General features: G+C 37.6%; 12 protein-coding genes. 2 read left to right on the top strand and 10 right to left on the bottom strand.

The genetic code is table 11. The annotated features are described in order from the left end of the window. Nucleotides 1-217: 217 nt before the first annotated feature. Both lldD and T429_RS0100620 read right to left on the bottom strand, forming a co-directional pair. Nucleotides 218-1369, bottom strand: coding sequence for an FMN-dependent L-lactate dehydrogenase LldD (gene lldD / locus T429_RS0100625; protein ID WP_005774079.1), 1152 nt, complete (start codon nt 1367-1369; stop codon nt 218-220). 898 nt (nt 1370-2267) lie between these two features. Further along, complete coding sequence (locus T429_RS0100620) at nt 2268-3356, bottom strand: 2'-deoxycytidine 5'-triphosphate deaminase (protein WP_005774080.1); 1089 nt, start codon at nt 3354-3356, stop codon at nt 2268-2270. A 270-nt stretch (nt 3357-3626) separates the two neighbouring features. On the opposite strand from T429_RS0100620, the gene mutL reads away from it, so the two are divergent. Together mutL and T429_RS0100610 are read left to right on the top strand one after the other, a co-directional pair. Beyond that, a complete protein-coding gene (gene mutL, locus T429_RS0100615) occupies nt 3627-5480 on the top strand; it encodes a DNA mismatch repair endonuclease MutL (RefSeq protein WP_005774081.1) in 1854 nt (617 codons plus the stop codon). 108 nt (nt 5481-5588) lie between these two features. Continuing rightward, complete coding sequence (locus tag T429_RS0100610) at nt 5589-5825, top strand: DUF2093 domain-containing protein (RefSeq protein WP_005774082.1); 237 nt, start codon at nt 5589-5591, stop codon at nt 5823-5825. Nucleotides 5826-5844: 19 nt separating this feature from the next. Here the strand turns inward: T429_RS0100610 and lpxK are convergent, their stop codons facing one another. The 8 genes from lpxK to T429_RS0100570 form a co-directional block, all read right to left on the bottom strand. Next, the gene (gene lpxK, locus T429_RS0100605) at nt 5845-6888 is read right to left on the bottom strand and encodes a tetraacyldisaccharide 4'-kinase (RefSeq protein WP_005774083.1); all 1044 of its coding nucleotides are present in this window, start codon (nt 6886-6888) and stop codon (nt 5845-5847) included. Then, nucleotides 6878-8200 (bottom strand): lipid IV(A) 3-deoxy-D-manno-octulosonic acid transferase, encoded by a 1323-nt coding sequence (waaA, locus tag T429_RS0100600; protein WP_005774084.1) that lies wholly within the window; start codon nt 8198-8200, stop codon nt 6878-6880. The genes lpxK and waaA overlap by 11 nt, the downstream gene beginning before the upstream one ends. Nucleotides 8201-9411: 1211 nt before the next feature. Further along, nucleotides 9412-9657 (bottom strand): DUF4170 domain-containing protein, encoded by a 246-nt coding sequence (locus tag T429_RS0100595; protein WP_005774085.1) that lies wholly within the window; start codon nt 9655-9657, stop codon nt 9412-9414. 46 nt (nt 9658-9703) lie between these two features. Continuing rightward, nucleotides 9704-10507 carry a 3'(2'),5'-bisphosphate nucleotidase CysQ gene (locus T429_RS0100590; RefSeq protein WP_005774086.1) on the bottom strand — a complete coding sequence of 268 codons (804 nt, stop codon included), beginning with the start codon at nt 10505-10507 and terminating at the stop codon, nt 9704-9706. Then, entirely contained in the window at nt 10494-11825 is a 1332-nt protein-coding gene (locus T429_RS0100585) for a TldD/PmbA family protein (RefSeq protein WP_005774088.1), read from the bottom strand. Before T429_RS0100585 ends, T429_RS0100590 begins: the two co-directional genes overlap by 14 nt. A gap of 807 nt (nt 11826-12632) precedes the next feature. Then, nucleotides 12633-13079 (bottom strand): SRPBCC family protein, encoded by a 447-nt coding sequence (locus T429_RS0100580; protein WP_005774089.1) that lies wholly within the window; start codon nt 13077-13079, stop codon nt 12633-12635. A 788-nt stretch (nt 13080-13867) separates the two neighbouring features. Next, entirely contained in the window at nt 13868-14434 is a 567-nt protein-coding gene (gene rsmD, locus T429_RS0100575) for a 16S rRNA (guanine(966)-N(2))-methyltransferase RsmD (RefSeq protein WP_005774090.1), read from the bottom strand. Continuing rightward, nucleotides 14415-15815, bottom strand: a complete 1401-nt coding sequence (locus tag T429_RS0100570) for a pseudouridine synthase (RefSeq protein ID WP_005775005.1) — start codon at nt 15813-15815, stop codon at nt 14415-14417. Before T429_RS0100570 ends, rsmD begins: the two co-directional genes overlap by 20 nt. Between the last annotated feature and the right edge of the window lie 79 nt (nt 15816-15894).

Raw genomic sequence — 15894 nt, 5'->3', positions numbered from 1 at the left:
TAACAGATTTATGAAGTGTTATTTGTAATTTTTTTGCTTTGATTGTTATTAAGATTTTTTTATTATTATAGTTATTGGGTATTTATTATTATTTTATAGAAGAGATTTTTGACCTTTTTCTTCATCAACGTTAACTGTCAAACATATCTGTAAAATAGACAATGATGCTCTTCTATAAAAAAATTTCTTTTTCTAAAAGCAGTATAAAAAATAACTTTCATTGCTTAAAAACATCTGTATTCACTAAACTTTTGTGTGTAATCTCTTTGATTGTCTGAGCACCAGTCAGTGTCATAGCGACCCGCATTTCATTGGCAAAAAGATCAAGCAGGTGAGCAACACCTTTCTCACCTGCTGCTGCAAGTGCATAAACAAAAGCACGACCAATCATAACAGCATCCGCACCTTGTGCGATCATCCGTACAACATCAAGACCAGAACGCACACCAGAATCGACTAAAATAGTCAAATGATCCTTTACAGCCTCCACAATTGCGGGTAACGCCCGCACCGTTGATAAGACACCATCGAGTTGGCGTCCGCCATGATTGGAAACAACAATACCATCAGCACCAAATTGTACTGCTTCTCGCGCATCTTCTGGATCAAGAATACCTTTCAGAATCATTTTCCCTTTCCAAAAATCGCGAATCCATTGTAGATCATGCCAACTAATTGATGGATCAAAATTCGCCCCAAGCCAACCAACATAATCATCCAATGCAATCTTCTTTTTGAGATAGGTGGAAACATTTCCAAGATCATGGGGGCGCCCCATAATACCAACGCTCCAAGCCCAATGTGGATGCGTAAAAGCTTGTAAAAAACGGCGTAATCCAGCATAAGGACCAGACATCCCCGAATGTGCATCACGGTAACGTGCACCTGGAACTGGCATATCAACTGTAAAAACCAACGTGCGGACACCAGATGCCCAAGCCCGCTCTAATGCATCACGCATGAAACCGCGATCTTTGAGAACATAAAGTTGAAACCAAAATGCATCTCCAACCGCTTGTTGCACTTCTGCAATAGAACAAACTGAAACAGAAGATAGAGTAAAAGGAATCCCTTTTGCAACGGCTGCACGCGCAGCTTGTACCTCACCACGGCGTGCATACATGCCCGTTAGCCCAACAGGGGCAAGAACAATTGGTAAATCAAGTGTCCGATCAAAGAGCTTTATTGAAAGATCAACACCACCAACTTGCCTTAGAATCCTTTGACGCAGTGCAAGTGCTTGAAGATCGCTACAATTACGTCGCAATGTTTCTTCAGCATAAGCTCCACCATCAATATAGTGAAAAAGAAAGGGAGGAAGACGACGCTTTGCTGCCTTACGATAATCAAATGTTGACGAAATAATCATTGATGGCACCATTGTTTCTAAATGAAAAGAGAAGATATCCTAAAATGCATAAGCCCCCCCTCTGTACCTCCTATTTGATACTCTCCCAAAACGCTCTATTAAATAGATAGAGGTAACAGGGATTGCAACTTTCTAAAAAAACTCATTGATAAAAACAACGTCTTTTTTCTCTTTTCCAAATTTAAAACCCCACAATATGGAGGAGGAGCAATAGCCTATGATTCATACATTTATACATCGTTCATCTACCAATTGACGTGCTAGGCTTTACTGTAAAGAGATGCCCCTTTAAAGCTATTGCGCCACCAGTTTGTTTATTGCTATTCAAAGTTATCTCTCCCTTAAAAGTTTATTTACATTATTTTTTATAAGAATAGAGATTCTCTTATCATGTAAGATAAACTATAATTCTCCCCCAAAAATAGAAGAAGTATATTTATTGGCTCTGAATGATAAATTTTATACAGAATAAAATATACTAGGTATTTAAGCTCTAGAACCATGAAGTTTATAGCAGCATCTCAGTCTTAAATGTTTGTTTTGAAAATCAAATACGTTATTGTTATATCGAGTTTTATTAACTTGTTTATTTATTATCATAATGCATATGCAATGACTTATTGAAATAAGAATTGAATACAGTACAATTCTTTCATTTTAGATCTTTTTACGATGAAACAATTGGGACTATTCTTTTGCTCATGATAAACGAAGCTCTCATGGATAAAAACACTTTAAAAAAAGAAGTAAAAATCCCTCTCATATCCTCAAAATGCAAGGGTAGTCATAACTTTTAAAACTGACAATAGAATGCAAGGAGCCCGTTTTGTGAGGAACAAAATTTCTTACTTAAAAGATATTTCCTGCATAGATTTTATCAAAACTCGTAGTTTTTAGCTCATTTAAAATGCTTGGATAATTTTAAACCCTGAGCTTGATAATGTGACCCGACATCATGCCCATAAAGGGTTGTTGGTCGATTAAGCATATGCTCATAGACCAAACGGCCAATAATTTGACCATGCTCTAAGATAAAAGGAACTTCATGGCTGCGCACTTCTAAAACCGCTCTTGCCCCATTACCACCCGCTTCCATATGCCCAAATCCTGGATCAAAAAAGCCTGCATAATGCACCCTAAACTCACCTACTAAAGGATCAAAAGGAGTCATTTCTGCGGCATAAAGCGGAGGCACATGAACGCACTCTCGTGAGACTAAAATATAAAACTCATCAGGATCAAGAACCAGCTCCCTTTGCCCTCGATCAAAAAGAGGTTCCCAAAAATCTAAAACATGGGCAGAAGAACGTTTATCGATATCAATAATACTTGTGTGATGTTTACCACGATAACCTATAAGCCCGTTTTCGTCTCCTTTTAAATTAATGGAAAGACCAATACCACCAGTGCTAATATTAGGATGATCATCCGATATCAGCGCTTCTTTCCTTTGCAAAGCATGCAGCTCAATTTCATTTAAAGAACTTTGCCCTTTTCTAAATCGAAGCTGTGATAAATGCGAGCCAGTACGCACCAAAATCGGAAATGTTCGTGGGCTAATTTCCAGATAAAGCGGACCATGATAACCAACACAAATCTTATCAAACTCTTGAGCATTATCCGTAATAACCCGTGTAAAAATATCTAATCTTCCTGTAGAGCTTTTTGGATTGGCAATAGCCGATAAAAATTCTGGTAAGGCCAAATTTTCCAAAAGTGGAACAATATAGACACACCCCGTTTCCAAAACAGCACCATCTCGTAAATCAAACTCATGTAACTTTAACCGTTCAAGTTTATCCAAAACTTTTGTCTCAAGACCCGGCATAAAGGACGCTCGTATACGATAAGCTTTCTCTCCTAAACGAAGATCAAGGCTTGCTGGTTGTATTTGAGATCTATTAAACGGATACAGAGCTTTCAGAAAGTTATTATCAATCAAAGCTTGTATATCACTATCTGCTAAAATACCGCTTAGACGCGCCATATATGTTGCCTTCCCTTTTTACACTATTTCTTTTTTGACCTAGATGATAAATTGGTGCAAGTTATTTTAGGATGATAAAAATTATTTTTTCTATTTTTTCCAAGTAATTTATTGATATTTCGAATAATGAAAAACATTTAGTATAATACGCTCTCAAATAATAAGAAGTGTTTAGAAATAATACCTCTTATACCTTCTCATTCTTGAATGTTACACAAATGATGTTATCATAATCTTCTATAACCCCTTAAGAGTCCTGTTAGAATTTATATGATTATACGCCATCTTAGCGAAAATATTATTAACCAAATCGCCGCTGGTGAAGTTATTGAACGGCCGGCAAATGTTGTTAAAGAACTTGTTGAAAATGCTATTGATGCGGGTGCAACGCGCATTGAAATTATGACAGCAAATGGTGGAAAAAATTTTATAAAGGTAAGTGATAATGGTTGTGGAATTCCCGCTGATCAGTTAACTTTAGCCGTTTCTCGCCATTGTACTTCAAAGATTACCGATGACGTACACAATATCTGCTTCCTCGGGTTTAGAGGAGAAGCCCTCCCTTCTATTGGTTCTGTTGCTAAACTTAAACTTATTTCACGGACAAAAGAGGCTGAGAATGCTGCTGAAATTTCCGTTACTGCAGGAAAAATTGTAGGGCCCAAACCTGCTGCTGCAAATCCGGGAACAATTGTTGAAGTTCGTGACCTTTTCTTTGTCACGCCAGCACGATTAAAATTTATGAAAACTGATCGGGCTGAAACAAATGCTATTAGTGATATGATTAAGCGAATTGCTATCGCATTTCCACATATCCGATTTTCTCTTTCAGGACTAGACAGAACACCTATGGAACTGTCTGCGACAGACAATAATACTCAAGGACAATTACAACGTATTACCCAAATTATAGGAAAAGAATTTGCTCCTAACAGCATTGCACTGAATGCTGAACGCGAATCTGTGCGCTTAACGGGGTTTGCTTGTTTGCCATCTTTTAACCGAAATAACAGCCTTCATCAATTTGCTTATGTTAATGGACGTCCTGTGCGTGATAAATTTCTATGGGGTGCAATTCGAGGTGCTTATGCTGATGTCATGACACGGGATCGTTATCCTGTCGCTATTCTTTTTATTGATCTTCCTCCTGCTGAGGTCGATGTTAATGTCCATCCAGCCAAAGCTGATGTCCGATTCCGTGATCCAGGATTAATTCGTGGTTTAATCGTTGGAGCCATTCGTGAAGCATTGCAGCAATCTGGTATTCGCCCGACTTCAACTCGTTCTGAAGCAATGCTCGCAGCTTTTCAAACACAAAAACCTTTGGCACAACAATCATTGGACAATTTTAAAAATGCCCACCAATCCTCTTCTTACAGCCCACAGCCTCATCATTTTGCCACCGCTTCAATGGTGCACAAACCGTTGGATAGTAATGGTTCTTTTGGTTTAAAAGAAAATGCCACGCCTATTATGGAGGGCTTAAATACACCAAGTGGTGCTACCTACATTCCAAGCACTATACCTTCATCAGAAGAGTTATCGTATCCTCTAGGTGCGGCCAGAGCACAAATCCATAAAAACTATATTATTGCCCAAACTCAAGATAGTTTGATCATTGTCGATCAGCATGCTGCGCACGAACGATTGGTTTATGAATCACTCAAAAATGCTCTTTATGCCAAACCACTTCCTTCACAATTATTATTGATTCCTGAAATTGTAGAACTCTCTGAAGAGGATGCAACATGCCTCTTAACGCACAAAGATGCTTTGCAAAAATTTGGATTGAGCATAGAACCATTTGGACCTGGCGCAATTCTTGTACGTGAGGTACCTTCTATGTTAGGAGAGATTAACGTGCAAGCCCTTATTAAAGATCTCGCCGATGAAGCCGCTGAACATGATACAACAAATAATTTAAAAGAAATGCTTGATTATGTTGCAGCAACAATGGCTTGTCACGGCTCAATACGATCAGGGCGCCTTTTACGACCCGAAGAAATGAACACTCTGTTACGACAAATGGAGGCAACGCCCAATACAAGTACATGTAATCATGGACGCCCTACTTATATTGAACTTAAATTAACAGATATAGAACGGCTTTTTGGCAGAAAATAAACGTTTAACTCTTTTAGACCAGAAAAATATTTTTAAATTAACTCTCGACTTTATAATATATCCTATGGCACTTTTTTGAATAATACTGTCAGATAAAAAGGAACTAAAATGTTTTCCAATGGTGAACGCGAAGCAAAAGTTCGTTATTCTAATAATGGATATGACATTGTGGAATATGGAACCTATACCATTTGTGCCGTTAGCGGACAAAAAATCCCTATAGATGATTTAAAATATTGGAATTATCATCGCCAAGAAGCATATGCGAGTTGTGAAATTTCCTATCACCGTGAACTTGAATGCAATCCATATCTTAAGAAACTGTTAAAAACAAAAGAAAAATAGACCCTCGAAAGCTACAAATTTAGCCTTTGCCTTTTTTCGGCGAAGAAAATTCGAGGGAACGTTTTTTAAAGCGGTTCATGACCTCCTCAAGGAGCATATGACAGAAATCTTTTTGAACAAAATCGACATCCACATCAAAAACAATAAGATTTTTCAATTCTTTTTGCCTATGAATCGTCTGTATACGGATATAATCTTTAGCCGTTGTCGCGAGCCATAAATTGTGTATTTGAGCTTTTTGTATAAGATCTGTTAAATTTTTATCAGTGAAAAAATAGTGATCTGGATAGGTATAAGTTTGCACCACATGACCAGATAATTTTTTAATAGATTGAAAAAATTTATCTGGATTGCCAATCCCGGCAAATGCCAAAAATGATTTTCCTGCCACCTCATCAGAGGCACTTGCCTTAAGATGAGCACGATGCAAAGGTTTTCCCGTACGCGCAACAAGAAAAGCAACCTTATCACGCGCATCTTGGTGACCAATCAATAAAACACTATCCATAAAAGAAAATTGCGTTTTTAATGGTACACGCAAAGGCCCTGATGGGAAAACAGCTCCATTCCCAAAACCACGCATCGCATCCACAACAAGTAACGCATAATCCATATAAAGGCGACGGCTTTGAAAACCGTCATCCATTAAAATAAAATTACATCCCTCTTTTTTCAGCCGTTGTGCTGCTGCATAACGATTAGCCGATACAGCGACAAAAGCATGCCGTGCCAATAAAAGGGCCTCATCTCCAACATCACGTGCTGTGTCATATTTCTCATTTACAAGATGCACTCCTTTAATGGCTCCACCATAACCTCGTGATACAACACCAGGAATAAAACCAAGTTCTTTAGCCACTTTAGCAAAAGCGATAACAACCGGCGTTTTACCCGTACCACCACATGTAAAATTTCCAATACATAAAACCGGAAGATCAATCACGGGAGGCTGTCTTGCCATAAAACGATGTGCAAAATAACCATATCCCCATGAAACTGGAGCTAATAAAAAACGCAAAAAGCTTTTATTTTTCCACCAAAAATGGGGAGCATTAATACGCATATCCACCCTGACGCTGACGTAGACCTGTTTGTATGACAAGCGGTTGTAAAAATGGATCTAAAATCTTTAATGTACGCTCAAGTGCGCCTGCCATACCCGTTGCAACCTCATGAGCCTTATCAACCATTTCTTGTCGTAATGTTTCATTTGTTAGAAGTTTATAGACTTGGATTGCAAGCTGTTTTGTATCTTGAACCATGTATGCTGCATCACGCGTTAGAAATTGCTCAAACATCTCTTGAAAATTTGAAACATGAGGTCCCGTTAAAATAGCAGAATCCAGCAAAGCCAATTCCAATGGATTATGACCACCCTTTCCACATAACGACTTACCAACAAAAGAAACTTTCGATAAACGAAGAAAAAGTCCCATTTCTCCAATCGTATCTCCCCATAAAATGTCGGTATTTATATCTGGAATAGCATTTCTGCTTCTCCGGATAAAACGTAAACTCTGATTGTCACATTTTTTGATAAGATCTTCTACACGTTCAGGATGACGCGGCACAATAATTGTCAATAAATTCGGCAAATAATTTTTAACAATCTTATGAACCTCAAAAGCTATCTCTTCTTCCCCTTCATGCGTTGAAATAGCGGCCCAAACTGGACGGTTGTCGATAGCATGACGATAACGTGCAAGCAATGCTTGATCTTCAACCAAAAAAACATCCGCCTTCAGATTACCAGAAAACGTAACAGATTTTACGCCAAGTGTATGGTAATAAACGACATCTCTTTCGTTCTGACTAATCGCCAAATCAATATTCTCAAAAATATGTTTGGCAAGAACGGGCCGTTTTTGCCATGCTTTAAAAGAACGTTCAGACATATGGGCATTAACCAGAATCTGCGGAATATGCATTTTGGCAAGTTCTTTAATACGCAGAGGCCAAATTTCCGATTCACAAACCAAAACGAGATCAGGCCTCCAATGACGAATAAAACGCCGCACAACAAAATCTAGGTCCAAAGGTGCATATTGATGAATCAACCGATTCCCAAAATGTTTTCTCACAAGAGAGGAAGATGTCACCGTCCCCGTTGTCAATAACACATTTATTTTTAATGATAAAATATGATTAATAAGTGGAACAAGTGCAAGTGTTTCTCCTACACTTGCTGCATGCAACCAAACTAATGAACCTTGAGGACGTAGAAGGGAGCTTTTACCTAAACGCTCTTTTTTGCGACACCACTCTTCTTTTCCACGGATAGCACGAAAAAACAAATAAAAAGGGATAACAGGATATAATAAAAAGCCAATCATCCGATAGGTTAAAAGAGCCGCATGTGCCTTTAATTCTACCATTTAAAATCACCTCATCCAGCTATTTTGAGATATCTATAGGCTTATTTTATTAAAAAATTCATCAACACTCTTTGTTTTACATCCATATTTTTTAATATCATCCGTATCTTGGATAAAAAACATTTCTCCCATGAAAAAATTAAAGATACAAAGGGAAAAGGAATACAATTTTACCCTATCTTTTTTAATTTTTTTCTATAAGAATAACATATACACAAAATACAATAGCATAAACAGATCATTGATCTCTATAATATCTCTTCTCCAGCTTTCTCTACTTTTCCGTATAAAATATCTCTATTCATAGCCATATTTTTTCTCAGATTTAAAGGCATTTCAAACGTTAATAATACTCAATTTTTTTTATAAACGTGATAAGCTGTACATCGTTCTATTCCAGTCACAATCATGTTACACTTACACTGTTTTGTAAATTCCATATTTGTCTTTGTACAATCAAGAAAAAATAGAGCAAAAATTTTCTCAATTTGAGAACAAAAAAATTCCAAGACAATACTGCTTATGTAAAAAACGATAACAAATGCGTGATATGCACCTTTGTAATTGTCATCTAAATCTATCTTATAAATAAAGGGATATACCTTATTTCTTTCACAATAAAAACTTGAGCAAACCACCTTGTTATCTTTAAATGCTATATTTTACCAAAGTTACTTAAATGTACCATCTCTTTTTTGAACTCTTTTATGCACTCTGACTTTAAATCCAGAAACTTAATCACACGATATTCGTATAATTAGGCAATATATTGATATATAATGATTTGCCATTGCGTAACTTGTCCCTCAATTACTTACAGCCAAGTTATGTTGAAGCAGTCAAAACCTTTTGCTCACGCACCACAGAGAGGGAGTATAGATAAAAAAATACTGAAAAAAGGAATAACCATACCCCTTATGCCTCATCTCAAGTGCGAAAGTTTATTCTAATATTTTGACAAAGTGTACAATGATGTAAGAAAAGCATTTTTGTTCATATTTAAGCATAAAAGATAGTGATACAATAAATGCGCAAACACCATTATGAAATGGATTTGACGCCTTGAGAAATATTTCCTTAAGGAAGCGTAAGAATTTACAACAATAATGGTATTTTATTCTACAACGTTCTGTTTTTCTTAAAAGATACGCCTCTGAGAGAGCGTGATAAACAAGCGTAAAACAGCGGATATAATGACCAAATATCAAGCTTTATTCTGCATCGCCTGTTTCAGTATCAAGAAACTGATGCAAATCTACGATGTAATAACGTTGTAGTGCATTATCGACACTGCTTTGTGCTTTTGCCTGCCATGCTTCTTTAGCAGATTGATAACTTGAAAAAATACCAACCACATCTAAATCATCAGGATTCTTAAATTGATTACTCTTAAGATTTTTTAATTCACCACCAAATACAAGGTGTAAATATTGTTTTTTTTCGTTGGTTTCGGTCATATGTGCCTCCATATCATTTAGATAATTTTAGCGTGCTTTTATGTGATTAAACTAACTTTGCCTGATGAACAATATCTATCATATCCTGACAGCAATTATTTTTACCAGCAATTAAAAGTCCATATTGATAAGGTTCAATTCCGTAAGATAATAAAGGGGCATCAAGCGATAAAAAACGTCCCCCACACTCCTGCAAAATAAGATCAGCGGCGGCAATATCCCATTCATGACAATTCGGGCGAACTAACACAATATCGATCTCGTCTTGAGCCACGAGAACAATACGATAAGCAAGAGAAGGAAGGTAACGATAAAGACTAAACCGATTGCGAAAATCATCGGGTAATTTTTGTGCGAGCGATTGATCAAGAGAAATTTTATACTTTCCATGAGCCTGAAAGGCTAAACGAGGAAGTTTTATCCCATTTAATGTTGCCCCTCCCCCTGTGACAGCTGCATAGACATCTCCTTGAGCCGGACATTGTAGAACGCCCACAATAGGACGACCATTCTCAATAATAGCAACCGAAATACACCAATAAGGACTGCCAGAAAGAAAACCTCGTGTTCCATCAATAGGATCAACCACAAAGGAGCGTTCATAACTTTGTTGTTCTCGATTATCTTTTGTTTCTTCTGAAATCCATCCATAATTTGGACGCGCCCCAAGAAGCTTCTCTTTCAAAAAATGATCAACAGCAAAGTCTGCCTCACTGACCGGTGAATTACCCTCTTTCATCCAAACATCCAACGTGCATCCAAAATACCGCATTGCTAAATCTCCTGCCTCTCGACAAACCTCACGCAAAAGATTTAAATCAGAAAAATGATGCGTATTATTTTCCTGCAAGTGTCATCCCTTCAATTAACAATGTTGGAGCCGCTGTACTATAACGCCGATCAATATCATTGGCAGGTGTTAAATGTGCTAACATATGAAGCAAATCAGAACCCAGCGTCACTTCACTCACCGGATAAGCAATTTCACCATTTTCAATCCAAAAACCAGAAGCACCCCGACTATACTGACCGGTAACAAAATCAATGCCATGGCCGAATAATTCTGTTACATAAAATCCACTTCCTAAATCTTTTATCATATCGCAAGGTGATACTAAACCCGGTTCAATAGCAAAATTTGTACTTGTCGGCTGCACCAATGACCCCGAACGCACACCGTGTCCATTTGTTTGAAGTCCTAATTCACGTGCTGTGGATGATGAAAGAAGCCAGTTTTTTAAAATACCATTTTCAATAATATTGAGTGTTCTCCCCTCTATCCCTTCTCCATCAAAAGGATGAGAAGCATTTCCCCGTAATCGCAAAGGCTGATCGGTCACCTTAACATTAGGCTTCATCACTGGCTTGCCTAAGAAGTCCTGTAAAAGACTCGTTTTGCGTGCTACAGATGCTCCATTGACCATAGAGGCGATATGCCCTGCAATTCCACGCGCTGTACGCGGACTAAAAATAACATCAACGCCTCCTGTTGCTGCACGAACGGCTCCTAAACGCCGAACAGCACCAAGCCCTGCATTCTTTCCCACAGTTTCTGCATCCTCTAAATCAGAAAAATGTAAAGCTGTTGTGTAATCATAATCCCGCTCCATCTGTGTCCCTTCCCCCGCAAGAGCACTGCAAGAACGTGAAAAGCAACTGGAGCGATAGGCGCCACAAAAACCATCGCTGGTCACCAGAATAAACCCACTACGACCATAAGCTGTTGCAGCGCCGCCAGAATTGCTTACGCCTTTAACATCAAGAGCTGCTGCTTCTGTTTTTAAAGCATCCTCTGTTAAAAAATGACTGCTGGGTACAAAATTATCAAAAAGATCAAGATCTTTAGGATTCTTAACCAAACACTCTTTATCTGCCAACCCCTCAAATAAACTATCGGGAGAAGCTTTAGCCATTGCAACAGCACGTTCTGCAAGTTCTTGCGGATAAGACGCTAAATTAGCAGAAACACTTGCTACTTTTTTTCCAACAAAAACCCTTAAAGTAAAATCATTGCTCTCGGCTGCTTCTGTCGATTCGACTTTCCCAAAACGAACAGATACACTGGTGGAATGTGCATGAATAATAACAGCATCAGCAGCATCCGCCCCAGAACGCCTTGCCGCTTCAACCAATGAAACCGCTTTCTCAATCTGGTTTTTGTCAGTCATTCATAGACTCCCTAAAATATTTTATTATTTACATTGATAAGTACTCTGACAAATTTATACCAATCAGAATATAACTCTTGTGTGTTCATTCATAAAATTATGCATGTCTTATGCATTCTTTTTTTAATGCATTAAATCACTTCCCTGTTAGCTTCTTTATGAAAAGAGGTAATATGTCGTAAAATCTCTTTAGTTTCAAGATTTCTCATGGGCCCTTATCATTTTAAAAGCGAAATCTGCAACTCACAACCAGATCAACAGAAAATCTCGTAAATCAATAGAAGACTCAGCAATAACACTTCAATTTAAGCCAAAATCTTCAAAAATTCAAAAAGCATAAAACAACCTAAACCCCACGCCTTTTGTTCTCTGAAGTGTCAAATAACCTCCCTCATTCCTATAGCATCCTTTAATGTCTCCACAAGAATCAAGAAAATGTTTTATCTTTTTGGATATTGCTTTACTTCTATAAGCTCTCTCGTAATGAAATGACAATCTTGTAACCATAAATAGTGTAAAATACCATGACAATACTGGCTAAAGCTTCACAAGAGCAGAAAAGAGTTTCTACAATTTTCTTATTTTCAATGAAAAAATCATCTTATAAGTTTTTATATAAAAAATAAAATTTTTATGACTTTTATAAGATCTTTAGAGAAAAATTAATTCCGTAAGATAATTTGACACGCTCTATAATAGCTAACTAAAAAACTCATTGGTTTGTGATATACTCATAACTGATTTCATCCTAACAAGGCTATAATTTCTGTATCTTTTTTAAAAGATCAACTTCTTTATGAAGACACATCAGAGAGCTTTATTTTCAGTAAGAGCACGTCTACTCATTTCAATCATTGCATCGCGAAGATGTAACTTAATTTTTGATCCAATAATCATTCCGAAGAAAGGAGAAAGTAAACCAGACATCGTTACGGTATGACGAATTTTGTTATTTGAAGAACCAGATTTGGTTGAACCAATATATTCATGATCAAAACTTATGCGTGTAAGAGGAAGTTTCGCATAATCAGAAAAACAAACATTTTTTATAACTTTATCAAGTGTAAAAGTTACTATTGGTCCTTTTTTAGGTTTCATGCGTCCTACAGCGCTTTCCTTGAAAGCACCAGAAAGTTCTACCCATTCAAGTTCATGATCCCAGCAAGGCCATGTTGCTACATCTTCCCACATAGACCAAATCTGCTCTGCACTTGCTTGTGTACTAATTTCTTCACTATGCGTCCATTTAAACATGATAAGCTCCCCTTTTTTACAAAATCCTATATCTTCAGTGACAACGAGGAATATATTAATTACTCTTAAAGATCCACAACGATAAGATATTTAATCTTCTCAAGCGTCTTTAATAGGTAATGATTAAGTCAACAAGCGATATTAATAAAATAAACACACGAATGTTCAGTATAAATGAACATTATTGTCTCCCTTAAATAAAAATATCTGTTTTTTTAAGTCCATACAATAACAAAGAGAGAATTTACGCACCATTCAAGATATCAACGTCGACGACATAGCTTAAAGCTTTTCACCGTTGATAAAACATTGACGATGAAGATGTAATTGAAAAAAGGAGAAAAAAATGTCACAATTGTTGTCGTGAAATATATCTCCTATTGAAAAAGAGATATTGATCGGTAGTAAAATTCATAATACACGAAAGCTTTGATAATGCGTTTTTCTTTTAATGTCGCTGAAATTAACAAATCAGTCCATAACTTACAAAAATGAGCAGCAGCACATATTGCTAACTCAGGTAAAATACTATTTACATCTCAAAGTAATTTAGATTTGGACAGAAGATTAAAAGGTATCTTTCTACATCATAAAGAGCATATATCATAAAAGGTTGGCTTTTTGAGCTATAAAAAAGCTCCCAAAAATAGAGGGATTAAGATAAAACGCATCAATTTCTTTAACATTAGAATCTTTTATTGATTTTCTGCTTCACCTTGAAAAAAAACATATAAAATAAAAGAAACTGTAAAGAAGTTTTTTGTCCTACTGGATAAAAAAGAATTTTCTCAAGATGCAAGCAATCGTAATTTATAGAGACGTATTGCTGTCTCACCATAAAAACGCTCATCATCTAGATAAAAGACGTCAGGTAAATGAATGATTGTATCTTTCTTTTCTTCAAGTACGAAGAGTGTATCCGCTTTTGCCCACCCCCCTCGCAAAGCTTCTACAAAAGCCTGTTCACCTAAACAACGGCTATAGGGAGGATCAGCAAAGATAACATCAAATGGAAGCATTGTTCCAATCTTGCCAAGTTTTGTTGCATCACGACGCAAAATCCGTCCAATCGACTGTAATTCAAAGGCTTCGATATTTTTTTGAAGCAACCCACGCCCCTCAACCGAATTTTCAACAAAAACAGCAGCCTTTGCTCCACGTGAAAGTGCTTCAATGCCTAAAGCACCAGTACCAGCAAACAGATCAAGAATGCGTTTATTGGTCCAAAATTGTTCTTCACGGCTGGAAAGAATATTAAAAAGGCTTTCTCGCGTACGATCACTCGTTGGGCGAATCGACTGATCAACAGGCGAAAACAAAACACGCCCAGCAAATTTACCGCCGATAATCCGCACGTGGTCCTCCAAATCGCTTCGACGTTTTTGCACCATCTCTATGTGGTTTAGATTTTTTCAGAGCACCACTAAACGATTTTACCTTGTCTTTTCTCTCAAAAGAACGTTCATCAGGACCACCTCTTATCATTTTCTCTTTATCCTTAGAAAAGTGATCTTTCTTACTAAATGCACGCGTCTCATCATAAGGTGTTTTGCCACGTTTTTGAACAAAACTTCCCCCTTTTTCTTTCTGAAAGTGATTGTCTTTTTGTTTTTTCTTGCCTTGATGAAAAGATTTTTTACCAGTCAAATCGCTCTTATGAGCCTGCGATTTCTCCTCATTATAGGAAAGCTTCCTCCTCGCACTCTGCGGACGTGCACCAGGAGCCATCCAAACATTCGCACGACGAGATCGCGGTAGAAAACGCTCTGCTTTTCCTTCCTCACTTTTCCCTTTATTCATATTCTCATGAGACTTTGCATCTAATGGTGTGCGACCATGCTCAATAGAACGATCCCTCGTGCTGCGCCGCATTGCTCTTTCACTTGAAAAGACCCAACCATCATTGGCAACAGAAACATCCTTCTGTCTTTGCTTTTCCGCAGCAACCGCAGAATTTGAAAAGGGTTTCAGAATCGGAGCATCAAAATCAGCATTGGCCTGCATAATCAAACGCTCTCCCAACTGATCTCGTAACATCCGACCTTTTAATTCTTGTACAGCTCCTTCTTCTAAATCAGAGAGATGAAATGGGCCATAAGAGACACGGATTAAACGATTAACGGATAATCCCAATGCCCCTAAAACATTCTTTATTTCACGATTTTTTCCTTCTCGCAAAGCAACAGAAAGCCATATGTTAGACCCTTGTTCCCGTTCAATTGAGGCTTCAATTGAACCATAGAAAATTCCATTAATCGCAATACCATTTTTAAGATTATCGAGCGTGCTCTGTTTTACTTTTCCATGGGCTCGGACGCGATATTTGCGGACCCACCCCGTCACAGGAAGCTCTAATACGCGCGCTAAGCCACCATCATTGGTTAAGAGCAAAAGCCCTTCCGTGTTAATATCAAGTCTTCCAACAGAAAGAACGCGTGGCATTCCTTTTGGTAAATGACTAAATACTGTAGGTCTACCTTCCGGATCACGGTTCGTGGTAACAAGCCCTGCTGGCTTATGGTAAAGCCATAAACGCGTTCGTTCTATAGGAGGTAAAGGTTTGCCATCAACTTTAATAACATCAGAGCGGCTAACATTAAAAGCAGGCGTTGACACAACTGCACCATTCACAGAAACACGACCTGCAACAATCATCATTTCCGCATCTCGACGCGAGGCAACACCAGCACGCGCTAACCTTTTAGCAATCCGTTCACTCTCATTATTTTCATTCATTTGCGTTTCAAACCAATTTTTGCCAGTATGTTCAGAAAATTATTCACATGCACCATACCGCTTACTCTGAAGGGAGGAA

The organism is Bartonella elizabethae F9251 = ATCC 49927, from assembly GCF_000518165.1.
GTDB lineage: Bacteria > Pseudomonadota > Alphaproteobacteria > Rhizobiales > Rhizobiaceae > Bartonella > Bartonella elizabethae.
The sequence above is the reverse complement of the archived record's forward strand: the minus strand, read 5'-3'. Positions and strand labels throughout refer to the sequence as shown.